The sequence below is a fragment of the Pseudoalteromonas sp. APC 3694 genome (genome assembly GCF_030407565.1).
Taxonomy (GTDB): domain Bacteria; phylum Pseudomonadota; class Gammaproteobacteria; order Enterobacterales; family Alteromonadaceae; genus Pseudoalteromonas; species Pseudoalteromonas tetraodonis.
The window spans coordinates 22,083-43,631 of sequence record NZ_JASDDE010000028.1; the positions used below are offsets into that span (position 1 = coordinate 22,083).

Annotated in this window: 20 protein-coding genes; 8 read left to right on the top strand and 12 right to left on the bottom strand. The window is 39.7% G+C overall.

Features of this window, described 5'->3' with window-relative positions:
- Positions 1 to 69: 69 nt before the first annotated feature.
- Genes QMA00_RS11045 through QMA00_RS11055 form a run of 3 tightly spaced genes read right to left on the bottom strand, consistent with a single transcriptional unit; the run spans position 70 to position 2,868 of the window.
- Positions 70 to 1,278 carry an ABC transporter permease gene (locus QMA00_RS11045; protein ID WP_290157262.1) on the bottom strand — a complete coding sequence of 403 codons (1,209 nt, stop codon included), beginning with the start codon at positions 1,276 to 1,278 and terminating at the stop codon, positions 70 to 72.
- A complete protein-coding gene (locus tag QMA00_RS11050; RefSeq protein WP_076921340.1) occupies positions 1,271 to 2,059 on the bottom strand; it encodes an ATP-binding cassette domain-containing protein in 789 nt (262 codons plus the stop codon). Before QMA00_RS11050 ends, QMA00_RS11045 begins: the two co-directional genes overlap by 8 nt.
- Positions 2,056 to 2,868 (bottom strand): DUF3025 domain-containing protein, encoded by an 813-nt coding sequence (locus tag QMA00_RS11055; RefSeq protein ID WP_076921342.1) that lies wholly within the window; start codon positions 2,866 to 2,868, stop codon positions 2,056 to 2,058. Before QMA00_RS11055 ends, QMA00_RS11050 begins: the two co-directional genes overlap by 4 nt.
- A 107-nt stretch (positions 2,869 to 2,975) precedes the next feature.
- On the opposite strand from QMA00_RS11055, the gene QMA00_RS11060 reads away from it, so the two are divergent.
- Together QMA00_RS11060 and QMA00_RS11065 are read left to right on the top strand one after the other, a co-directional pair.
- Entirely contained in the window at positions 2,976 to 4,604 is a 1,629-nt protein-coding gene (locus QMA00_RS11060) for a M28 family metallopeptidase (RefSeq protein ID WP_076921344.1), read from the top strand.
- Between the two features lie 85 nt (positions 4,605 to 4,689).
- Positions 4,690 to 5,859: a putative manganese transporter gene (locus tag QMA00_RS11065; RefSeq protein WP_076921347.1), complete on the top strand. Its 1,170-nt coding sequence runs from the start codon at positions 4,690 to 4,692 to the stop codon at positions 5,857 to 5,859.
- Between the two features lie 100 nt (positions 5,860 to 5,959).
- Here QMA00_RS11065 and QMA00_RS11070 read toward each other — a convergent pair whose 3' ends face one another.
- The 6 genes from QMA00_RS11070 to seqA all read right to left on the bottom strand — a co-directional run bounded on the left by QMA00_RS11070 (position 5,960) and on the right by seqA (position 13,337).
- Positions 5,960 to 7,507, bottom strand: a complete 1,548-nt coding sequence (locus tag QMA00_RS11070; RefSeq protein ID WP_076921349.1) for a dihydrolipoyllysine-residue acetyltransferase — start codon at positions 7,505 to 7,507, stop codon at positions 5,960 to 5,962.
- Positions 7,508 to 7,515: 8 nt separating this feature from the next.
- A complete protein-coding gene (locus tag QMA00_RS11075) occupies positions 7,516 to 8,493 on the bottom strand; it encodes a transketolase C-terminal domain-containing protein (protein WP_013464999.1) in 978 nt (325 codons plus the stop codon).
- The gene (locus QMA00_RS11080) at positions 8,493 to 9,707 is read right to left on the bottom strand and encodes a thiamine pyrophosphate-dependent dehydrogenase E1 component subunit alpha (protein WP_064662492.1); all 1,215 of its coding nucleotides are present in this window, start codon (positions 9,705 to 9,707) and stop codon (positions 8,493 to 8,495) included. Before QMA00_RS11080 ends, QMA00_RS11075 begins: the two co-directional genes overlap by 1 nt.
- A gap of 265 nt (positions 9,708 to 9,972) precedes the next feature.
- Positions 9,973 to 11,025: a succinylglutamate desuccinylase gene (astE, locus tag QMA00_RS11085; protein WP_076921351.1), complete on the bottom strand. Its 1,053-nt coding sequence runs from the start codon at positions 11,023 to 11,025 to the stop codon at positions 9,973 to 9,975.
- An 80-nt stretch (positions 11,026 to 11,105) separates the two neighbouring features.
- The gene (pgm, locus tag QMA00_RS11090) at positions 11,106 to 12,743 is read right to left on the bottom strand and encodes a phosphoglucomutase (alpha-D-glucose-1,6-bisphosphate-dependent) (RefSeq protein ID WP_076921353.1); all 1,638 of its coding nucleotides are present in this window, start codon (positions 12,741 to 12,743) and stop codon (positions 11,106 to 11,108) included.
- A gap of 9 nt (positions 12,744 to 12,752) precedes the next feature.
- Positions 12,753 to 13,337: a replication initiation negative regulator SeqA gene (gene seqA / locus QMA00_RS11095; RefSeq protein ID WP_076921355.1), complete on the bottom strand. Its 585-nt coding sequence runs from the start codon at positions 13,335 to 13,337 to the stop codon at positions 12,753 to 12,755.
- Positions 13,338 to 13,825: 488 nt separating this feature from the next.
- Between seqA and QMA00_RS11100 the strand changes: the two genes are divergently transcribed.
- The 5 genes from QMA00_RS11100 to fur all read left to right on the top strand — a co-directional run bounded on the left by QMA00_RS11100 (position 13,826) and on the right by fur (position 16,359).
- Positions 13,826 to 14,593 (top strand): alpha/beta fold hydrolase, encoded by a 768-nt coding sequence (locus QMA00_RS11100; RefSeq protein ID WP_076921357.1) that lies wholly within the window; start codon positions 13,826 to 13,828, stop codon positions 14,591 to 14,593.
- Between the two features lie 95 nt (positions 14,594 to 14,688).
- Positions 14,689 to 14,910 carry a DUF2788 domain-containing protein gene (locus QMA00_RS11105; RefSeq protein ID WP_008113777.1) on the top strand — a complete coding sequence of 74 codons (222 nt, stop codon included), beginning with the start codon at positions 14,689 to 14,691 and terminating at the stop codon, positions 14,908 to 14,910.
- A gap of 2 nt (positions 14,911 to 14,912) precedes the next feature.
- Positions 14,913 to 15,191: a LexA regulated protein gene (gene ybfE / locus QMA00_RS11110; RefSeq protein ID WP_058558703.1), complete on the top strand. Its 279-nt coding sequence runs from the start codon at positions 14,913 to 14,915 to the stop codon at positions 15,189 to 15,191.
- Between the two features lie 13 nt (positions 15,192 to 15,204).
- Positions 15,205 to 15,732 (top strand): flavodoxin FldA, encoded by a 528-nt coding sequence (gene fldA / locus QMA00_RS11115; RefSeq protein ID WP_008113772.1) that lies wholly within the window; start codon positions 15,205 to 15,207, stop codon positions 15,730 to 15,732.
- Positions 15,733 to 15,915: 183 nt separating this feature from the next.
- Entirely contained in the window at positions 15,916 to 16,359 is a 444-nt protein-coding gene (gene fur / locus QMA00_RS11120; protein WP_013465004.1) for a ferric iron uptake transcriptional regulator, read from the top strand.
- 71 nt (positions 16,360 to 16,430) lie between these two features.
- Here fur and glnS read toward each other — a convergent pair whose 3' ends face one another.
- On the bottom strand, positions 16,431 to 18,095 hold the full coding sequence (gene glnS, locus QMA00_RS11125; protein WP_076921359.1) for a glutamine--tRNA ligase: 1,665 nt from the start codon (positions 18,093 to 18,095) through the stop codon (positions 16,431 to 16,433).
- Between the two features lie 214 nt (positions 18,096 to 18,309).
- Between glnS and QMA00_RS11130 the strand changes: the two genes are divergently transcribed.
- A complete protein-coding gene (locus QMA00_RS11130; protein WP_076921363.1) occupies positions 18,310 to 19,380 on the top strand; it encodes a DUF3083 family protein in 1,071 nt (356 codons plus the stop codon).
- 78 nt (positions 19,381 to 19,458) lie between these two features.
- Here QMA00_RS11130 and sucD read toward each other — a convergent pair whose 3' ends face one another.
- Positions 19,459 to 20,331 (bottom strand): succinate--CoA ligase subunit alpha, encoded by an 873-nt coding sequence (gene sucD / locus QMA00_RS11135; RefSeq protein ID WP_076921365.1) that lies wholly within the window; start codon positions 20,329 to 20,331, stop codon positions 19,459 to 19,461.
- On the bottom strand, positions 20,331 to 21,497 hold the full coding sequence (gene sucC / locus QMA00_RS11140; protein WP_008464053.1) for an ADP-forming succinate--CoA ligase subunit beta: 1,167 nt from the start codon (positions 21,495 to 21,497) through the stop codon (positions 20,331 to 20,333). Before sucC ends, sucD begins: the two co-directional genes overlap by 1 nt.
- Positions 21,498 to 21,549 lie beyond the last annotated feature (52 nt).

Consider the following 21,549-nt stretch of genomic DNA (forward strand, 5'->3'; position numbering starts at 1 on the left):
ATTAATTTCTGTAAGCCAAGCTCGATTTTTTAAGTACTCATTTCAGCACTAAAACCTAATAATAATTAATTATCTAAACAACACATCTTCACGGTTAAACCATTTCACACAAAATGCCAGGAGTGCCCCAGCGATGAATGCTGTTGCTAGGAATATCAATCCCACCAGCGTGTAATCGACGGTGCCTTTAACAATTTCTTTAATCGCTAAGGCGACGTTAGTTACCGGAATAAACGCCGTTTTAGAAGTCAGTTCCATGTTAGGCATTATTGAAATAATAATCGGGAAAAACACGACCATACTTAATGGCGTCATGTAATTTTGCGCTTCTTTAAACGAGCGTGCATAGATTGATATTGCCAGAGCTAATGCAGAAAAGGTTGCAGCTATAGGCAATAATAAGACAAAAATCATTAGTAAGTCTGTGATAGCCAATGTACTAAAAGCGGCTTTGATAAATTCAAGATCAGCAAAAGCCAGCGCTAAGGCTATCCAACACCCCATACTAATAACGGTTATCGTGGTTGATGCAATTGACGTAGTGAGTAGAGTAATGAATTTACCCAATACTAGCTCGGTACGAGTAATAGGTGTAAGTAATAAAGTTTCTAAGGTACCTCGTTCTTTTTCACCGGCCCCTAAATCAATAGCTGGATACGTTGCGCCTACCAGTACTAACGGAATAAGTAGATAAGGTAAAAACCCACCCACTTTTTCACCTAGGTTTTCGCGCTTATCGGCAGTGTCTACTTTAACTACATTAACTGGCTTTAAAATAGATTCTTGTGCGCTTTTATCTATACCAAAGCTCAATAATTTACTTTCTTGTAAAGTATCGCTGTACTCTTTAGCAAGCTCTTTGACACGCTCAAATAAGAAGTTAATTGATTTTGAATCATTAAATACAACTTGCCATTCGCTTTGCTTTTGCTCATTTAATGTTTTCACTGCATCACTTGGCAGGTATATTCCCATGTCGATATCGCCGGCGTTTACACCAGCTTTTAGATCCTCAATACTGTTGAAGGTTTTATCACCTTTATATAACTCAAAGCTTTTGTGATAAAACACTTTATCAGTAAATTCTGGTGCATAGTCGCCATTGATAATCACATAGGTATTTACTTTTTGTTCAGCATCAAGCGCAGCTTGCGAGGATATAAACGCAACCACAGCAAATAACAACGGGAAAACTACAATAGGAAATACCACCACGAACAACAAGGTTTTTTTATCGCGTAGTAGCTCGGTTAATTCCTTTTTAAATACTTCAAACATCATGTTTCTCCGTTAATATGTTCATAAACGCTTGATTTAATTCTTCACTGTTGCCTGCCTGTTTAAATTCAGCAAGCGTGCCATCAAAACAACTAACGCCTTCATTAATCACCGCAACGCGGTCACATAAAAGGGCTACTTCATCCAAATGATGCGTAGAAAAAATAACAGGAGTACCTTGTGCTTTTAAGCCTTTAATAAAGTTGATCACCGTTTGGGTGGTCATAATATCGAGGCCGGTAGTTGGCTCATCGAGAATAACAACGTCTGGGTTATGTACCACAGCACGCGCAATGTTGGCTTTTTGCTTCATGCCGGTTGATAAGTTTTCAGCACGTTTATCAATAAATTTACGCATATCGAGTAAGGTAAATAACTCTTCACAGCGTGCCTTGATTGCCTGCTTGCTCATGCCATGTAGCTTTGCAAAATATTCGATATTTTCTTTTACCGTTAAACGGCCATATAAACCAGTAGAGCCAGACAAAAAACCGATAGATTTACGCCCAATGAGTGGCTTTTTAATTATGTCATTTCCAGCAATAGTAATACTGCCATCATCCGGTTTTAATGCGGTTGAAATCATTCTTAAGGTGGTGGTTTTACCCGCGCCATTAGGCCCTAACAGCCCCAATACTTCGCCTTTTGCACAGCTAAAGCTGACATTTTTTACTGAATGAAAAAAGTCTTTATCTTCGCGTGGGTCTATATCATCTATTTTATTTTTTTTATGATCTTTGGTGAGCTTAAACTTCTTCTTAAGCGCGGTGACTTCTATCATTTTCGTGTCCTTCGTTTCGGTCTAAAATAGTCCGTGTTATCGTAAAATGATGGATTGTTATTCTCATCACACCAACCAGGTACACCTAATAAAGGTAAAGGTGAAAGCTGTTTGTTATCGGCTAAACAATCATCAGTTTTAATCATCTCATAAAGTTGCTTATCTAGGTACTGATATTGCGTTACTAAATCTTTACAAAATATTTCATCGGGTACATTTACAAATAAGGCTTTGCCTGTGAGCCCAATATAAGGTTTGGTCAACATTTCGTAATTAGCGTGGCCAAACATGAATGGCGCTATAGTTTTACCCCACTGCTCTCTATGCGTTATAAATGCTGTTTTCCATTGGTGGTCTCTTAACCACTCCTTCCACTGTGATTCGCTAACAGCTAGTACGACCCCACACTCGTCAAACAAAGTCAGTGCGTTACGGTGTTTACTACGTTGTTTTAATCCGTGCTCGGCTATTTCGTCTACATGACGCTGATTTATTAAGGCTTTTGTTTTTGGAAATAAACACCAAATAAAACCACCAAACAGATCATGCCAGTTTTGTTGTCGGGTGGGCACGTCCCCTGTTTCAAAAATGACTTGTTCATAATAGCGCTCAGCAAAATCAACCTTGGCATCATCGACAAAACGAATGGGGAGATTATTAGCATTGATGGCGTTTAAATACGGGGTAAAGTACGCAGGCTCAGGCCAGTCTGTTTGCTGATCTATTTTAAACAGCTGACGAAGGTGCTCAAATGCACCTCCATTTATACTCGTTACTTGAAATTGTTCTGGGGGAGTAAAACGCTTCATTGTTACCTTTACTGTACATTTTTATCAGTAACAGTTTACCGCAAAAACTGGTTCTAATTAACAGAAGTTCATATACTAACGCCACTTAGAACAAAAAAAGAGCCAATATGAAACGTTATTTTTCTTTGACCCTAATAACAACGGCAATTTTAGCCGGCTGTGCAACAACAAGTATCACATCTGATGATGTCGCTAAAGGCTACAACAGCATTCAAGCGGATGAAATTGCTAAGCATGTAAAAGTGTTAGCTTCTGATGAATTTGGTGGACGTGCTCCTTCATCTGAAGGTGAAAAGCTTACACTTGATTACTTAACAAAAGAATTTACTGCTTTAGGCTTTGAGCCGGGTAATGGCGACAGCTTTTTCCAAGAAGTGCCGCTTGTATCGTTAGAAGCAGACTCTGATATGGTGCTTAATATTGGCGGTAAAGACTACCAATACAAAAAAGACATGGTTATGGGCAGCAGCCGTATTAGTGCGCAAGAAGGAATTGAAAACTCGGAGCTGGTATTTGTGGGCTACGGTGTTAACGCACCTGAATATAACTGGAATGATTACGAAGGCCTAGATGTTAAAGGTAAAACCGTTGTTATGCTGGTAAACGATCCGGGTTTTGCAACTAAAGATCCTGCTTTATTCACCGGCGATGCAATGACCTATTACGGGCGCTGGACTTACAAATACGAAGAAGCAAGCCGTCAAGGTGCTGCTGGTGCTATTATTATTCATGAAACTGCTCCAGCGTCTTACCCATGGTCTGTGGTTGAGAACTCATGGAGTGGCGAGCAATTTGGTTTCGTAAAAGAAAACAATAATATGGACCGTGTTGCTGTTGAAGGTTGGGTTACTGTTGATGTAGCAAAAGAGCTTTTTTCTAAAGCAGGCCTTAATTTTGAAACCGCCAAAGCAAACGCTGCCAAAGGTGCTTACCATGTTGATATGGGCGATTTAACAGCCACTGTGAATGTAAAAAACACCATCAAAAAATCGGTATCTTATAACTTTATTGCCACTCTTCCTGGTAGTAAAACACCCGATGAGCATATTATTTACTCTGCGCATTGGGATCATTTAGGAACGGATAAAAACCGTAAAGGCGATCAAATTTATAACGGCGCACACGATAACGCAACAGGTACAGCCGGTATGATAGAAGTTGCCGAAGCCTTTACCAAACTAGGTAAACGCCCTGACCGTTCAATGACCTTTTTAGCGGTAACCGCTGAAGAGCAAGGTTTATTAGGCTCGAAATATTATGCTGCGAATCCAGTTATTCCAGCTAATAAAACCGTTGCAAATATTAATATGGACAGCTTAAACCTATTAGGTAAAGTAAAAGATATTAGTGTGGTGGGTATTGGTAAATCACAAATGGATGAGCTATTAGCAACTGCGGCCAAAGAGCAAGGCAGAAAAGTATCGGGCGACCCTAAACCATCTTCAGGTGGTTACTACCGCTCAGATCACTTTGCCTTTGCTAATATGGGTGTTCCTGCCATGTATGCCGGTGGCGGTACACAAGCGTTTGATGAAGAAACTGCAAATTACCGTAAGCGTATGAGCTTAGTACTGCGTGGTTGTTACCACCAACCTTGTGATAGATACCGTGATGAGTGGGATTTATTAGGTGCGGTTCAAGATTTACAATTATTTTATAAAGTAGGTTTTGATATTTCACAACAAACTCAGTGGCCTACGTGGAATGAAAACTCAGAGTTTCAACGTAAAAAATAACTACTGCGCCAACACGTAAATGATATTGATTATCATTTGATAAAATAGTACAGTGCGATCCCATTCTTTAATTAGGTCGTACTGTATGTTTTTAACATCCCATTTAGGAGTTATTTCGCCAGCTGCAAAACGTGTTTTTCATCAAAATAAACGCCTAATTTTACCTCTGTTAATTTTAGTCTGTTTAGCCCTGCCCGATTCACGCGCCATAACAATTACTGCACTGAGTGATGCTTTTTTTCAAGTCAGTGTGTTTGTTGTTACGACCTTATTTATTTACTACTACGCGATTGATCATTTACCCCAACTAGAGCTTCGTTACCTAAATGCTAAGTCACCGGTATTAGAGGTAAGCTTTGCTGCTTTTTTAGGCATGTTACCAGGCTGTGGTGGCGCGATTATTGTGGTGACTCAATTTACAAAAGGCCAAGCTAGCTTTGGCGCAATTGTTGCTGTATTAACGGCCACTATGGGTGATGCCGCGTTTTTATTGTTAGCGACTCGCCCTACCGAGGGTTTAACCATCATGGCAATAGGGTTTGTGGTTGGCTCAGTAACGGGTTTAATCGTCAACACACTTCATAAAACAGGCTACTTATGCCCAACTGATCAAAAGCACACACCACAGGTTACCCTTTTACCGACGAAAATAATTACGCTCAGTAAGCCTATTTGGTACATCGCTATTATTCCGGGGTTACTCATTGCCTTTTTACTCGCTTTTAATATTGATTTGAGCCAATTTGGGCAGTACACCACATTCTCTGTTACTCATTTTGGCGCATTAATGGCGTTGTTTGTCGTATTTATGTGGGCGTTATCTTCAAAAGGTGAAAGCTATAAAGAAGTAACCTCAGAAGATGATATATGCAGTCCACCTTCAAAACTCACAAAAGTACTGCAAGATACTCATTTTGTAACCGCGTGGGTGGTTGCCTCCTTTATATTATTTGAACTACTGGTGACAGTGTTTGGCCTTGACTTAAAAACATGGTTTTTAAATTATGCTTATATGGCCCCGCTCATAGCTGTATTAATTGGTTTTTTACCTGGCTGTGGCCCGCAAATCATTGTCACCACTTTATATATTCAAGGGGTTATTCCGTTTAGCACATTAGCGGCCAATGCCATTTCCAACGATGGCGATGCGCTTTTCCCAGCCATTGCCATGACACCTAAAGCGGCTATTATTGCCACACTATATACCGCAGTCCCGGCGTTATTAGTGGGTTATGGACTGTATTTTTTCAGCTAAATTGAACTACCTTTTATTGAATTAATTTACTTTTCAAGATATAAAAAACCAGCTAATTAGCTGGTTTTATTTATTCATATTAATAATTTAATGAAAAAGATTAGCGCATTGCCATCATCATTTTAGCTGGCTGCTCTAAGTATTCTTTCCATAAATTATTAAAGCGCGCGATAGTGCCGCCATCAATTACACGGTGATCCCCTGACCAACTTACTTGCATAATTGCACGCGATACCACTTGCCCTTGCTCGTCAAAGCGCGGAAGGTGCTGTGATTTACCTAAGGCAACAATCGCCACTTCTGGCTTATTAATAATTGGCGTAGCTATAGTGCCACCAATCGCACCTATATTCGAAATACTAATAGTACCGCCTTTTAAATCATCTGGTGCTACGCGGCCTTCTCGAGCTGAATCGGTAAGCTGAGTTAAACTGTTAGCAACCTCTACAATACTTTTAGTTTGGCAAGCCTTAATGTTAGGCACTAATAAACCGACTTTAGAGTCTACTGCAACCCCAATGTTATGATCGTCATAGTAAGTAATTTCGCTACAATCATCATTTACTTTTGAGTTAAGTACTGGGAATTGACTCATTGCCAACGATAACGCCTTAATAAAGAACGGCATCATAGTTAACTTAACACCCTGTGCTTTATATTGCTCTTTAAGATTAGTTCGAAGTGCAATTAAATCAGTTAAGTCAATTTCATCACTGTAGGTAAAATGTGGAATAGTAGAAACCGATGCCACCATTTGTTTTGCCATGGCCGCTTTAATGCCTTTAATCGCTTCTGTTCGTGTTCCACCCGAACTAGTCGCGTTACTCTGAGTCGTTTGTGGCTTGTTAAGCTCAGAGGTATCCATGCCAGATGGCACTTCATTTTTTATAAACGCCTCAATATCTTGTTTATAAATACGGCCATTTTTACCACTACCTGGTACGCAGGTTAAATCAACGTCAAGCTCACGCGCTTTACGCCTAACCGCCGGTGATGCAACCGCTTTTTCGTTAACTATTGCAGTTTGCGTTTGCTTAGCAGGTGCGTCTGACGTTGCGTTACTTTGTGCTTTTACAACTGCTTGGTTAACATCAACGTCTTCTTTTGCGACTTGCCCTGCAACCGTCATTTGAAATAATGGGCTATGCACCTTTGCAATTTCACCTTTTTGATAATACAGCTTTTGCACTGTACCTGTGTATTTAGCCGGTATTTGTACTAATGCTTTATCGGTCATTACATCACAAACGGCTTGGTCTTCTTCTATTTCATCGCCCTCTGCCACTAACCATTCAACAATTTCACACTCAACAATACCTTCACCAATGTCGGGTAAAATAAAGTCTTCTAAGTGTTCACGAGTACTTGTTGGTGAAGAAGCTGTTTCAGTCTCTTCACTAGGCGCTTCACCGGCAACATCCATTGCAAATAACGGCGCATGTACTTTAGCAATATCGCCTTTTTTACAATGCAGCTTAGTGATCACCCCATCGTGTACCGCTGGAATTTGCACTAAGGCTTTATCTGTCATCACATCACAAATAGGCTGATCTTCTTTTACAGTGTCGCCTTCTTGTACCAGCCATTCGACTACTTCGCATTCAACTATGCCTTCACCAATGTCGGGTAATATAAAATCTTTAGCCATGGAAACCCCTAAAAGTTCACTGATTGTTTAATTGCGGCCATTACTTTTAATGCATCTGGAACATATTCTTTTTCGAGCGCCAGCGGGTATGGCGTATCTAAACCACACACACGTAAAATAGGCGACTCTAAATGCAGAAAACACTCTTGAGCGATGGTTGCGGCTATTTCTGCGCCAAAACCGTTAGTAATAGGTGCTTCATGACTAACAATAAGACGGCCTGTTTTAGTCACTGATTTAGCAATCGTTTCAACATCCCATGGTAAAATACTGCGAAGGTCAATCACTTCACAGCTAATGCCCTGTTCACTGGCTTGCTTTGCCGCTGCTTCTATAATTTCCATTTGTGCACCCCACGCTAATAAAGTAACGTCAGTACCCTCTTGAACCACTTCAGCTTTACCAAGTTCAATGCTGTAATCTTCTTCAGGCACTTCACCAGTTGAAGCGCGGTATAAACGTTTGGGCTCAAAAAATAGCACTGGGTTGTCGTCTTTAATACACGCACGCAGTAAGCCTTTAGCTTGGTAAGGGTTACGCGGCACGACAATTTTTAACCCTGGCGTGTGAGCAAAGTACGCTTCTGGCGATTGCGAGTGATACAAACCACCAGCAATACCGCCACCGTAAGGTGTACGAATCGTTAGATTACCCACATTAAACTCATTACCACTACGATAACGAAACTTAGCCGATTCATTCACTATTTGGTCAAACGCAGGAAAGATGTAATCAGCAAATTGAATCTCTGCCAATGCAGGTGCACCAAAGGCAGCCAAACCATTAGCAAAGCCTAAAATACCTTGCTCTGTGAGCGGAGTATTGAATACGCGATGCTTACCGTACTTTTCTTGTAACCCTGATGTTGCTCTAAAAACACCGCCAAAATAACCCACGTCTTCACCAAAAATACACGCTTGAGGATGTTCATTCATGGTGATATCTAAAGCAGAATTAATTGCATGTAGCATGTTCATTTTAGCCATTACTTAATTCTCCCTGCTGTTGTTGGGTAGGCGTCTGGATGTGCTTTTATATGCGTTTTAAGTTCATCATATTGACGTTGTAAAGATGGAATTGGCGTATCGTAAACATCTGAAATTAGCTCTTCTAACGCCGGCTTATCAATTACTTCAGCGCGTTTTAGTGCCGCTAAAATATCATCACGAATTGTTTCTTTCGCTTTGATATCTTCTGCGTCATCTAACCAGTTTTGTTTTACTAACCATTTTCTAAAGCGCTCAATTGGGCATGTTTTATAGTTTGCTTCTTCATCTTTTGAACGGTAACCGCTTGGATCATCTGATGTTGAATGCGCACCTAAACGATACGCTATCGATTCAATTAATACCGGTTCACCTTGTGTTGCAGCAATTTCGCGGGCTTTTTTAGTAGCCGCGTAAACGGCGAGCGCATCACTGCCATCAACACGAATAGTTTTAATACCATAACCCACACCACGCGATGCAATCCCATCGCCTTTAAATTGCTCATCGGCTGGGGTTGAAATAGCATAACCATTGTTACGTGCAAAAAAGATAACCGGTGCTTTATGTACTGCAGCCATATTTAAGCCTGCATGAAAATCACCTTCTGAAGCAGCCCCTTCACCAAAATAACAAATAGTAACGTTATCAATAGTACTTGCTAGTTCACCTGTTTTAGCATCAATGTGTTTTACTTTTTGACCATATGCGTAACCCGTAGCCTGTGGAATTTGTGTTCCCAAAGGTGATGAAATGGTCATGTAGTTAAGTGCTTTAGAACCATAATGGATCGGCATTTGACGGCCTTTACCTAAATCTAATTCATTAGAAAACATTTGGTTCATAAATTGATCAAGGGTAAAACCTCGATAGTGTAAGGCTGCTTGTTCACGATATTGCGCCATGATCATGTCATCTTGATCAAGGGCTGCAGCAGAGGCTGTTACCGCGGCTTCTTCTCCTAAACACTGCATGTAAAAGCTAACACGCCCTTGGCGTTGAGCACCCTGCATACGTTCATCCAATAAACGAATAAAACGCATGGTTTCGTATAATTTAATAGCGGTGTGTTTAGAAATATCAGGTGCAGGAGCACTAGGATGAATGTCGCCGTCCTCAGTTAAAATACTCAGGGTTGGAATATTAAGTGCGTGGCCGTCAATAAACTCAAGCTCATGATTAATATTCAGCGATACGTTATTGGGATTACTCATAACCTACCTTCTTTTGTTGTCGGTATCACAGCGCCCCTTTGGATTATTATTATGGATGATAGTTGCTGAATAAACTTTGCAACATCTGCACTGTATTTAATTAAAGCTGCCAACACTTTACGTTAACGTAAAGTGTTATTCAACAAAACTGTGACCAAAGAAAAGTAAATAATGAGCAAAAAACTGGCAAGTTAACTATACATATAATTAACCACTTATTAATCAGTTGGTTAAACTTTCATAACAAGTGGTCTGATGTGTTGATTTAGCTAAAGCGGCTATCCACTTGCATAGGGACTACTGTAAGTAATGCACGTTGCCCAATGGCAACCTGTGCGTTAGGAAAAATAATTGCTTCCCCTTCTACGTCGGCATATATGGCATTATCGCCATCGGTGGCTAAAAGCTCACCCTTTGCAAACCCTGTAAAATTCTCGGCATCGTCAGAAAACGGAAAACTAAAGTTTTGCTCTGTACGGTTAATAGTACGATGAACAGAAAACAACTCAAAGTCGCTTGCATTAAATTCTGGGTATTTCACTTCTTTTTGGCTAATTAATGCAGTTAGAGTTTGTTTTGTTTTTGCAAAGCGTGACATGTCGTTTTCACCAAAGGGTTTCACTTGCCCAAGCTCTACAGTAAATGAGTCGGCACCATGCACAAACGACGAATAGTAGCTAAACGTGGTGGCTGGCGACTTCATCATCAACACTGTATTCACACCACAGCTTAATAAGAACTGCAGTTGCGACTTTTTCCACGGCTTGCCATGTAAGAATGGGTAAACAGCAAATTTTTCGTTTTTAGAACCGCGAATAGCGGTATGTAAATCATAATGACAGCGATACGTACCCTGCTCTGATCGGGCGTAAAAATCGCTAACATATTGCTCAAGTTTATCAGCGCGAACGCGTTCGTCGTTCATCGCAATACCATCAACAGTGTGGTGGCCGTTAAACAAGCGGTTTAAGTTCTCTTCTACAAATCGTTTACCAATATTAATTGACTGAGGATTACCAAAAATAAATAAAACACGCTGTTGTAATTCAAGTTGCCCACTAATAATGTGTTTAATCAGTTCATCGCAAATTTCAATGGGGGCTGTCTCATTGCCATGAATGGCACTGGATAGCACCACATTTTTTGACGTTATACAATCTGGTTCAAACTCAATCACTCCGGTATCGTGTATGGTAACCTGAGTATTGTTATTAAGCTTAAATTGACCTGCCTCTAAATGCCATTCATGGTTACGCGAAAGCGTTAAAAAATCACCATCTTGTTTTAATTGATTAATATATTCTGCAGTGGCTGACATAACGATAAAAGCCCTTTTATTTTAAATTATAGATACAAAAACGGCTGATAAAATCAGCCGTTTTTAGTTGTAATTGCATATTAGCTAATCACTGAATCAACCAGTTTTTTCGCTTCTTTTTCTAATAAGGCTAAGTGCTCTTCGCCTTTAAATGATTCTAAGTAAATTTTATAAATATCTTCTGTACCTGACGGACGCGCCGCAAACCAGCCGCTTTCAGTTACCACTTTTAGACCACCAATAGCTGCATTATTACCTGGCGCATGAGTTAGCTTATGTAAAATAGGCTCACCCGCTAAGGTATCTGCTTTTACGTCATCAGCACTGAGTGCTTTTAATCGCGACTTTTGCTCAGGCGTTGCTGGCGCATCTAGGCGTTTATAAAGTGGCGCACCAAATTCTTGCTCTAGTTCTTTATACAGCGCAGACGGTGTTTTACCTGTAACTGCAAGAATTTCAGCGGCGAGTAAGCCCATGATAAAGCCATCTTTATCTGTACACCAAACCGTGCCATCAAAACGTAAGAAAGCCGCTCCAGCGCTTTCTTCACCACCAAAGGCCAATTTGCCTTTGTTTAACCCCTCAACAAACCATTTAAAGCCAACGGGTACTTCTTTTACTTTACGCTTGTTGCGCTCAGTCACTTTGTCAATCATTGAGCTAGAAACCAGCGTTTTACCGATTTCAACACTGGCATCCCAATCACGATGCGTTAGTAAATAGTCAATCGCTACAGCTAAAAAGTGATTGGGATTCATTAACCCATCTGGTGTTACTATGCCGTGACGGTCATAATCAGGGTCATTACCAATCGATAGATCAAAATCATCTTTAAGGGCAATTAAATTCGCCATTGAATAAGGTGATGAGCAATCCATACGAATTTTGCCATCTTTATCAAGTGGCATAAATGCAAAACGCGGATCAACACTGTCATTAACGACCGTTAAATCTAAATTATATTTTTGCGCAATCACTGGCCAAAAGTTAATGCCTGAGCCACCTAATGGATCAATACCAATCTTGATGCCTGCATCGCTAATCGCTTTTAAATTAATAATGTTTTTTAAATCATCAATATAAGGCGTCATTAAATCTTCGTAGCGAATAAAACCAGAACGTGAAGCTTTAGCAAAAGGAAACAGCTCTACTTCAACTAAGTCTTCTAATAATAATTGATTGGCTCTGTCTTCAATCCATTTTGTAACGTCTGTATCTGCAGGACCGCCATTGGGTGGGTTATATTTAAAACCGCCATCTTCTGGTGGATTATGAGATGGAGTCACTACAATGCCATCGGCAAGCTCATTAGGATGATTTTTATTATAACTAACAATAGCATGGCTAATAACTGGCGTTGGAGTAAAGTCACCATTTTCTTGGGTGATCACTTGCACTTCATTAGCAACCAACACTTCAATTGCTGAGTTAAAGGCCGCCTCGCTCAGTGCGTGGGTATCTTTACCTAAAAATAACGGACCAAATATATCGTTCTGTTTTCTGTAATCACAAATAGCTTGGGTAATTGATAATATGTGTGATTCGTTAAATTTTACATCGTAGGCACAGCCTCGATGCCCTGAGGTGCCAAATGCAACACAATGCTCGGGGTTTTGCTCTAAGTCAGGCTCATTTAAATAATACGCAGACACTAACTTTGGTACATTCACTAAAGCCGATTGTGGTGCAGTTTTACCTGCGCCAGAATGAATTGCCATGGTCTTTCCTTAAAGATAATCACGAATTTTTTCAGCTTGCTCATTGCTATAGCCTAAGCTAAGTGCAACTTCATGCAGCATCATTTTTTTACGAGTAGTATTTGAATTTGTCATCACCCAATATTCACTGTCGGTGATGTTTTTAGGGTTCATACTACTACCGCTATTCACTAAGTCTTCTTTACTGGTCGCGAAGTAAACACGATCTCGACCTTTAATATCTAGCACCGCAGAGAAGTCTGTTTTATGTGTTCGATAAAATGCACTTAAAATAAATAAGAAACGACCTACAACGCCTTTTTGCATCGCCAATTCTTCTTTATTTAAAATATTAAATACGTTTGCATTTTTTTCATTTACCGGCGGTTTTGCCACTTGGGTTGGCTGTTCAACGTCTGCTATAGGTTGTTCAAGTGATGAATTAGACACACTAACGGTTTCATTTTTATGATCAGTGTCTAGTTTAGTGGTGGTAATTTTTTCGCCGTTGAGATTTAATAAACGACGTAAAATAGTGGATGCACTCTCACCAATACTCTGTGTATTGCTTGCAATGTACTGATATAACTCGTCGTCTATGTCGATTTGTTTCATGTTCTTCCTGTCATTACGGGTCACATTTTTCTTTCGATATGATTATACCCAAATCACCTCAAGATGCGAGCGTCGTTGGAATTAAAAGCGATTTAGGCAAGGCATTGATTGCAAACAATAGTCGTTCTATTGCTAAAACCAATAACGCAGTATAAATCGCTTTTAAACCAACCCTCTGGGCGTTTCACAGGAACTTACTCTCATCGTTGTTAATTTTTAAAAGGGATCACCATTGTTGCAAACTAACGCCTTGATATTAAGCCCCGGTGAAACGCTGAATTCTGTATCTTGTGATGGTTTGGGTATATACCCAGTCCAGTTAGAAATGCGAGTTACAACCCACGCGACTCTAAACATAGTAGTAATTAATAATTACTAAATAATCAGGAAGCTAGGTATTTTTGAGTCCAACATACAAATAATACCTGTATTTTTTGCTTTTTAGGGTAATGCTCGGCAAACTATGCGCAAAATTGAAGGAGACGTCTATGCAATTAAATTACAAACAAATTGGTCAAGGTCCAAATGTTATTTTGATCCATGGACTGTTTGGCTCTTTAGAAAACCTTAATGTGATTGCAAAGCCATTAAGCGAGCATTTTTGCGTAACCAATGTTGATTTACGTAATCATGGCCTTTCGCCCCACAGCGATGAAATGGATTATACTGCAATGGCTAATGATGTTGTTGAATTAATGACGGCATTAAACATACAAAAAGCGCATCTGGTTGGGCACTCTATGGGCGGCAAAGTGGCGATGCAAATAGCACTGAGCCATACTGATTTAGTCGATAAACTAGTGGTTCTTGATATTGCGCCTGTGAGCTACCCTGCGCGCCATACCCAAATACTTGAGGCTTTAAATGCAGTAAAAAATGCAGATATTAGTGATAGAAAGCAAGCTGGTTTAATAATGCAACCGTATATAGAGGAGTTAGGTGTACGTCAGTTTTTATTAAAAAGCTTATATAAAAATGATGATGGGCACTTTGTTTGGCGCTTTAATTTACCTGTGCTCGATGATAAATATTCAACTATTACTGCAAACATTAATGCAAATAATTCTTGTTTGTGCGAAACTCTATTTATTAAAGGTAATGACTCTGACTACATTTTAACCGAGCATCGCGAAGCGATTAATGCGCTGTTTAAAAACGTCAGTGCAAAAATCATTCATGGTGCGGGTCATTGGTTACATGCCCAAAAACCACAGGCTGTAAACAAAGCAATCAATGATTTTTTAACTGCAGTTTAATGTTATTTTTATGGCGTGTTTTTGATTTATCACACTAAATAATTAAAGATTTATGTGCTATAGTACGCGCCGTTTAATTTAAAGGTTATACGTCGATGGTCAGTCAGTTTATTAACGAATTTGATACCTTAGGGTTGTATTTTGGCTTAGCAGGTATTTTTATTTTTATCGGCTTGGCAATTAAAGACGTACTGAAAAGCGGCAATGTGCCTAAATTTGGTCGTTATATTGTGTGGCTGGTACTCTTTTTAGGTTGCTCTGGCTTTATTGCCAAAGGACTTATTCAGGTATTTTGGCAAGGTGCGGGTGTAGGTTAAGCATGGCCAAGTCAGAAACAGATAGAACAACGCTTGATTTATTTGAATACGAGAAACGTCCAGGTAGACCTAAAACTAATCCCCTTCCTCGGGATATACAGTTAAAGGTTAATAAACGTAATCAAATAAAAAGAGATAAGGCACGTGGTTTAAAGCGTGTTGAATTTAAAGTTTCGTCACAGCTTTATCAGGCTCTGAGTGATATGGCAGATGCACAAAATATTAGCCGCAGTGCGTTGATCGAAACAATTTTACAAGAAAGATTGGCTATTGATAGATAAAAGGTTTAAATCCATGGCAAGTGTAGGCATTTTTTTCGGAAGTGACACAGGTAACACAGAACACGTAGCAAAAATGATCCAAAAAGAATTGGGTAAAAAGCTCGTTGCTGTGCATGACATTGCAAAAAGCTCTAAAGAAGAGATTGCTGAGTTTGATCTGATCTTATTCGGTATTCCAACTTGGTATTATGGTGAAGCGCAATGTGATTGGGATGATTTCTTTCCTGAGCTTGAAGAAGTAAGCTTTGAAGGTAAACTAGTGGCTATTTTTGGCTGTGGCGACCAAGAAGACTATGCAGAATACTTCTTAGATGCTATGGGCATGATCAACGATATCGTAACAGAGCGTGGTGCTATTGTTGTTGGCCATTGGCCAACAGACAGTTATGATTTTGAAGCATCAAAAGGCATGGCTGATGACAAACATTTTGTTGGTTTAGGTATTGATGAAGACCGTCAGCCAGAATTGACTGAGCAGCGTGTTAAGCAGTGGTGTGCTCAGGTATATGATGAAATGTGCTTAAGTGAGTTAGCAGATTAATCCCCCCTTTTTAAATGCTAACTGTTTAAAATATTATCAAACAGTTAGCATTTTCCGCGTTAATATTGATATAGATCAATTGTTCTTTGCACTTCCTGCTAAGGCACGTTATCCTAACTGTTATTGTGACGAGTACATCTTGCAAGATGTCTAGTATAACTAAATAAAATTGAGACAGATTTAATGACTGATCATAACTTGGAACTTAAAAAAGCCGGGCTAAAGGTAACTTTACCGCGTATTAAAATTTTAGAGATTCTTCAATCTCCAGATAACCAACACATAAGCGCTGAAGATGTTTACAAGGTTTTATTAGATCTAGGCGAAGAAATTGGTCTTGCGACTGTTTACCGTGTTTTAAACCAATTTGATGATGCAGGAATTGTAAGCCGTCACCACTTTGAAGGCGGTAAGTCAGTATTTGAACTTTCTGGCAGCACTCACCATGACCACTTAGTGTGTTTAAAATGTGGCAAGGTTGTTGAGTTTGAAGATGATTTAATTGAACGTCGTCAACTCGAAATAGCTGAAGAAAACGGTATTAAGCTGACCAATCACTCTCTTTACCTATATGGCGAATGTGAAGATAAAGACGCGTGTAAAGCATTTGCGCAAAGCAATAGTTAAAAGCCTATTTAGTTTAATAAAAAAAACCTGCGATTAAGCAGGTTTTTTTATAACTAAAAAATAGAGCAGTATTATTTGTGCTCTATTTTAGCCCACGAATCACGTAAGCCAACCGTTTGGTTAAATACCACGTTTTCTGATTTAGTATCACGTGAGAAATAACCGGTACGCTCAAACTGAAAACCTTGTGCAGGTACAGAATTAGCCAATGAAGGTTCAAGTTTAGCATTAGAAATAACCACTAATGAGTCTGGGTTTAACGTGCTTTCAAAGTCCTCTGCGGCTGCAGGGTTAGGCACACTGAATAAACGGTCATATAAACGTACTTCAGCTGTCACTGACTCAGACGCAGATACCCAATGAATAACCCCTTTTACTTTACGACCATCGCTTGGATTCTTACCCAATGTTTCAGGATCGTAAGTACAGTAAATAGTGGTAATTTCACCGTTATCATCTTTTTCAACACGCTCTGCCTTAATCACATAAGCACCACGTAAGCGTACTTCTTTATCAAGCACTAAACGTTTAAACTTATTGTTCGCTTCTTCACGGAAATCTTCGCGTTCGATAAAAATTTCACGCGTGAAAGGCACTTCACGGCGACCCATTTCTTCTTTATTTGGGTGATTAGCCACAGAAAGCGTTTCTACTTTATCGGCTTCATAATTCTCAATCACAATTTTCACTGGATCAAGTACAGCCATTGCACGCGGAGCATTTTCGTTTAAGTCATCACGGATACACGCTTCAAGCATGCCCATTTCAACCATATTTTCCTGCTTGGTAATACCGATACGCTGACAAAATTCACGAACAGATGCCGGTGTATAACCTCGACGACGCAGACCCGCAATGGTTGGCATACGCGGATCATCCCACCCTTCTACGTGCTTATTAACCACTAAGTCATTAAGCTTACGCTTTGACATAATTGTGTATTCAAGGTTTAAACGTGAAAACTCAATTTGTTGCGGGTGACATTCAAGGCTGATGTTATCCAATACCCAGTCATATAAACGACGGTTATCTTGGAACTCTAGCGTACATAATGAATGAGTAATGCCTTCAAGTGCATCAGAAATACAATGCGTGAAGTCGTACATTGGGTAAATGCACCACTTATCCGCTGTTTGATGATGATTAGCAAAACGTATACGGTATATAATTGGATCGCGCAGCACCATAAATGAGCTGGCCATATCTATTTTAGCGCGAAGGACACATTCACCTTCTTTAAATTCACCTTTACGCATTTTTTCAAATAATGCGAGGTTTTCTTCAGGTGATGTTTCGCGGTATGGGCTGTTTTTACCAGGCTCTTTTAATGTACCACGGTATTCGCGAGCTTGATCTGCAGTTAAAAAACAAACATACGCTAAGCCTTTATTAATAAGCTCTACCGCATAACCATAAAGTAGATCAAAATAGTTTGACGAATACTTAATCTCACCATCCCAATTAAACCCTAACCACTGTACGTCTTCTTTAATTGAATTAACGTAGTTAATATCTTCTTTTTCTGGGTTTGTATCGTCAAAACGAAGGTTACATAAACCGTTATAGTCTTTGGCGATACCAAAATTTAGGCAAATTGATTTTGCATGGCCAATATGTAAAAAGCCATTAGGTTCAGGTGGAAAACGGGTATGCGTTGTGGCATGTTTTCCACTTGCTAAATCTTCATCAATTCGGGTTCTAATAAAGTTATTTGGGCGATTCTCGATTTCCGCCATAGGATTATAAACCTCTGTATATTGCGTGATAACAAAACTACTGCATTATTACAAAAACCAACCTTAACATACAGTAATAGATGCGGGTTTATGCAGTTATTACCAAAGTTTGTTAGATAAGGGATAGTTTATGAGCAAAATTTGTTTTAGCGCAATATTAAAGTCATTAAAGCGATTTATAGTAAACGAATAACCCCAACTTAAAGGAACGAAGATGGCCTCATTAAATCAACACCGCATATATATTCCAAGTAATGCACGTGCAAATCATTATTTATTAGCTGAAATTACACCTAATGAAGATTTTTATAAAAACTTCAGTAATATTAATGCTTGCTATGAACGAATTGCGCGTCAGTTATTTGCATCATGTGATGAATATGAACTGCATAATGTCCATTTACTCGCAAATGATAAACTCCCCGTGGTGAGATTTCATGATGAGTCTTACCAACTTGAAACCGATAAGCAAATGTTGTTTTTTTATAACCCTCGTTACCATGAAGCGCATAAACTTCATCACACAGAAAATCAGCAAAGTAAAAAAATACGCCTATTGTTTTTAGCTACTGGCGAAGATATACGTGCCCACTCAGCGCAGTTTCATACAAATGTACAAAAAGTATTGAGTCATTTACAAGATCAGTTATTTTTAGACCAGCCAAGCTTTAAACTGCGCGATCATCAACATTTAACCTATGACTTATTCGCTAAAGAAAAAGGTAATAAAGAAAGCTATGGTTATAAACTAAGAAGTTTGTACCCTCGTTATCAATCCAGACAATGCGCAATACCCAGTAGCCATGCTGAAATGACTTACGTCACCTTCTCTATTCCCGTGTCACGTAATATTAAGACGCAATTTCAAACACAAATTAATAGCCAAACTTTTAAGCCGTTTTATAGCCACTTTTCGCAGTTATTTAGTCAACTTTGTGAGGATAATAAACTCACCCATGCAGCGATAGTTGCCAATGGGGCAATGCCAATAATTCGTAATAGTGAAGTAGATAGAAATGAGGGAAATGGTGAGTTACAAAAAATTAGTTTTGATATAGAAGATTCAGCGCCGCAAATAAAAGTATTTTTTGATGAAAATAAACTCGTAGAGACGCTACATTTTGTGCTTGTTGCCGCCGCACATAACAAACATGAGATTGGCTATGGTCGCTTTATGAACCAAGTAGAGAAAACCGTTCATGCATTCTGTGATGAATTAGCTATTAATAAGCAGCGCCAAGATTTATCTCTGCGATTTTTTCAGCATATTAGTTACCCGTTTTAAGATTAAGGGTAATACGCTCTAGTCATAGATAACAAAAAGGCTCGCAATTGCGAGCCTTTTTTAAAGAATAAACGCTGATTACCAGCCTGTTTTTTCTTTAAGTGCTTTACCGATATCAGCCAGTGAACGTACAGTTTTTACGCCCGCAGCTTCTAATGCAGCAAATTTCTCATCAGCAGTACCTTTACCGCCTGCGATGATTGCGCCAGCGTGACCCATACGCTTACCTTCTGGTGCAGTAACACCAGCAATGTAAGAAACAACAGGTTTAGTTACGTTAGCTTTGATGTACTCTGCAGCTTCTTCTTCTGCAGTACCACCAATTTCACCAATCATTACGATTGCTTCAGTTTGGTCGTCTTTTTCGAACATTTCTAAAACGTCGATAAAGTTAGTACCTGGGATTGGGTCGCCACCAATACCAACACAAGAAGACTGACCAAAACCAGCATCTGTAGTTTGCTTAACTGCTTCGTACGTTAACGTACCAGAACGAGAAACAATACCTACTTTACCAGGCTTGTGGATGTGACCAGGCATGATACCAATCTTAGTCTCACCAGGAGTGATAACACCTGGACAGTTTGGACCGATCATACGAGTACCTGTTTGATCTAGTTTAACTTTAACGTCAACCATATCAAGTGTAGGAATACCTTCAGTGATACAAACAATCAGCTCGATGCCCGCATCGATAGCTTCTAAGATTGCATCTTTACAGAAAGGTGCTGGTACGTAAATCACAGATGCAGTTGCACCTGTTGCTTCTACAGCGTCACGTACTGTGTTAAATACTGGAAGACCAAGGTGCGTTTGACCGCCTTTACCTGGGCTTACACCACCAACCATTTGTGTACCGTACTCAAGCGCTTGCTCTGAGTGGAAAGTACCTTGACCACCAGTGAAACCTTGACAGATAACTTTTGTATCTTTATTGATTAATACAGACATTATTTGCCCTCCGCAGCAGCAACAACTTTTTCAGCCGCGTCTGTTAATGATTCAGCAGCGATGATGTTAAGATCAGACTTAGCAAGTACTTCACGGCCTAATTCAGCATTAGTACCTTCTAAACGTACAACTACTGGAACTGTTACACCTACTTCTTTAACTGCGCCAATGATGCCTTCAGCAATCATGTCACAACGAACGATTCCGCCGAAGATGTTAACTAAAACAGCTTTAACGTTGTCATCTGAAAGGATGATTTTGAATGCTTCAGAAACACGTTCTTTAGTCGCGCCGCCACCAACATCTAGGAAGTTAGCTGGCTTGCCACCGTGTAGGTTTACGATATCCATAGTACCCATTGCTAGGCCTGCACCGTTAACCATACAACCTACGTTACCATCTAGGGCTACGTAGTTAAGCTCGAAGCTTGCTGCGTGAGCTTCACGTGCATCTTCTTGAGATGGATCGTGCATTTCACGGATTTTAGGTTGACGGTAAAGTGCATTACCATCGATACCAATTTTACCATCTAGACAGTGAAGGTTACCTTCATCTGTGATTACTAGTGGGTTGATTTCAAGTAATGCGAAATCGAAATCGTTGAACATGTTGCCAAGACCCATAAAGATCTTAACGAACTGTTTCATTTGTGTTGGGTTAAGACCCAATTTAAAACCAAGCTCACGAGCTTGGTAAGCTTGAGGACCTACTAAAGGATCAATCTCAGCTTTGTGGATAAGTTCTGGTGTTTCTTCCGCAACAGTTTCAATTTCAACGCCGCCTTCAGTAGACGCCATGAACACAACTTTACGAGAAGCACGGTCAACAACAGCACCTAGGTACAGTTCGTTTGCGATATCTGTACAGCTTTCTACTAAAATTTTAGCAACTGGCTGGCCTTTCTCGTCTGTTTGGTAAGTAACTAGGTTTTTACCTAACCAGTTAGCTGCAAACGCTTTAACTTCGTCGATAGTTTTAACTAGCTTTACACCGCCAGCTTTACCACGTCCACCTGCGTGAACCTGAGTTTTAACAACCCACATATCGCCGCCAATTTTTTCAGCAGCTGCTGCAGCTTCTTCAGGTGTATCGCAAGCGAAACCTTGAGAAACTGGTAAACCATATTCGGCAAAAAGTTGTTTTGCCTGATACTCATGCAAATTCATGATGCTTTATCCAATTTTTTATATTAAAAGAGCTGAATATTTATGCAAATAA

What these genes read in the sequence shown, in the direction of transcription:
- QMA00_RS11045 (WP_290157262.1), bottom strand. Translation starts at nt 1,278, where the DNA reads ATGTTTGAAGTATTTAAAAAGGAATTAACCGAGCTACTACGCGATAAA.
- QMA00_RS11050 (WP_076921340.1), bottom strand. Translation starts at nt 2,059, where the DNA reads ATGATAGAAGTCACCGCGCTTAAGAAGAAGTTTAAGCTCACCAAAGAT.
- QMA00_RS11055 (WP_076921342.1), bottom strand. Translation starts at nt 2,868, where the DNA reads ATGAAGCGTTTTACTCCCCCAGAACAATTTCAAGTAACGAGTATAAAT.
- QMA00_RS11060 (WP_076921344.1), top strand. Translation starts at nt 2,976, where the DNA reads ATGAAACGTTATTTTTCTTTGACCCTAATAACAACGGCAATTTTAGCC.
- QMA00_RS11065 (WP_076921347.1), top strand. Translation starts at nt 4,690, where the DNA reads ATGTTTTTAACATCCCATTTAGGAGTTATTTCGCCAGCTGCAAAACGT.
- QMA00_RS11070 (WP_076921349.1), bottom strand. Translation starts at nt 7,507, where the DNA reads ATGGCTAAAGATTTTATATTACCCGACATTGGTGAAGGCATAGTTGAA.
- QMA00_RS11075 (WP_013464999.1), bottom strand. Translation starts at nt 8,493, where the DNA reads ATGGCTAAAATGAACATGCTACATGCAATTAATTCTGCTTTAGATATC.
- QMA00_RS11080 (WP_064662492.1), bottom strand. Translation starts at nt 9,707, where the DNA reads ATGAGTAATCCCAATAACGTATCGCTGAATATTAATCATGAGCTTGAG.
- astE (WP_076921351.1), bottom strand. Translation starts at nt 11,025, where the DNA reads ATGTCAGCCACTGCAGAATATATTAATCAATTAAAACAAGATGGTGAT.
- pgm (WP_076921353.1), bottom strand. Translation starts at nt 12,743, where the DNA reads ATGGCAATTCATTCTGGCGCAGGTAAAACTGCACCACAATCGGCTTTA.
- seqA (WP_076921355.1), bottom strand. Translation starts at nt 13,337, where the DNA reads ATGAAACAAATCGACATAGACGACGAGTTATATCAGTACATTGCAAGC.
- QMA00_RS11100 (WP_076921357.1), top strand. Translation starts at nt 13,826, where the DNA reads ATGCAATTAAATTACAAACAAATTGGTCAAGGTCCAAATGTTATTTTG.
- QMA00_RS11105 (WP_008113777.1), top strand. Translation starts at nt 14,689, where the DNA reads ATGGTCAGTCAGTTTATTAACGAATTTGATACCTTAGGGTTGTATTTT.
- ybfE (WP_058558703.1), top strand. Translation starts at nt 14,913, where the DNA reads ATGGCCAAGTCAGAAACAGATAGAACAACGCTTGATTTATTTGAATAC.
- fldA (WP_008113772.1), top strand. Translation starts at nt 15,205, where the DNA reads ATGGCAAGTGTAGGCATTTTTTTCGGAAGTGACACAGGTAACACAGAA.
- fur (WP_013465004.1), top strand. Translation starts at nt 15,916, where the DNA reads ATGACTGATCATAACTTGGAACTTAAAAAAGCCGGGCTAAAGGTAACT.
- glnS (WP_076921359.1), bottom strand. Translation starts at nt 18,095, where the DNA reads ATGGCGGAAATCGAGAATCGCCCAAATAACTTTATTAGAACCCGAATT.
- QMA00_RS11130 (WP_076921363.1), top strand. Translation starts at nt 18,310, where the DNA reads ATGGCCTCATTAAATCAACACCGCATATATATTCCAAGTAATGCACGT.
- sucD (WP_076921365.1), bottom strand. Translation starts at nt 20,331, where the DNA reads ATGTCTGTATTAATCAATAAAGATACAAAAGTTATCTGTCAAGGTTTC.
- sucC (WP_008464053.1), bottom strand. Translation starts at nt 21,497, where the DNA reads ATGAATTTGCATGAGTATCAGGCAAAACAACTTTTTGCCGAATATGGT.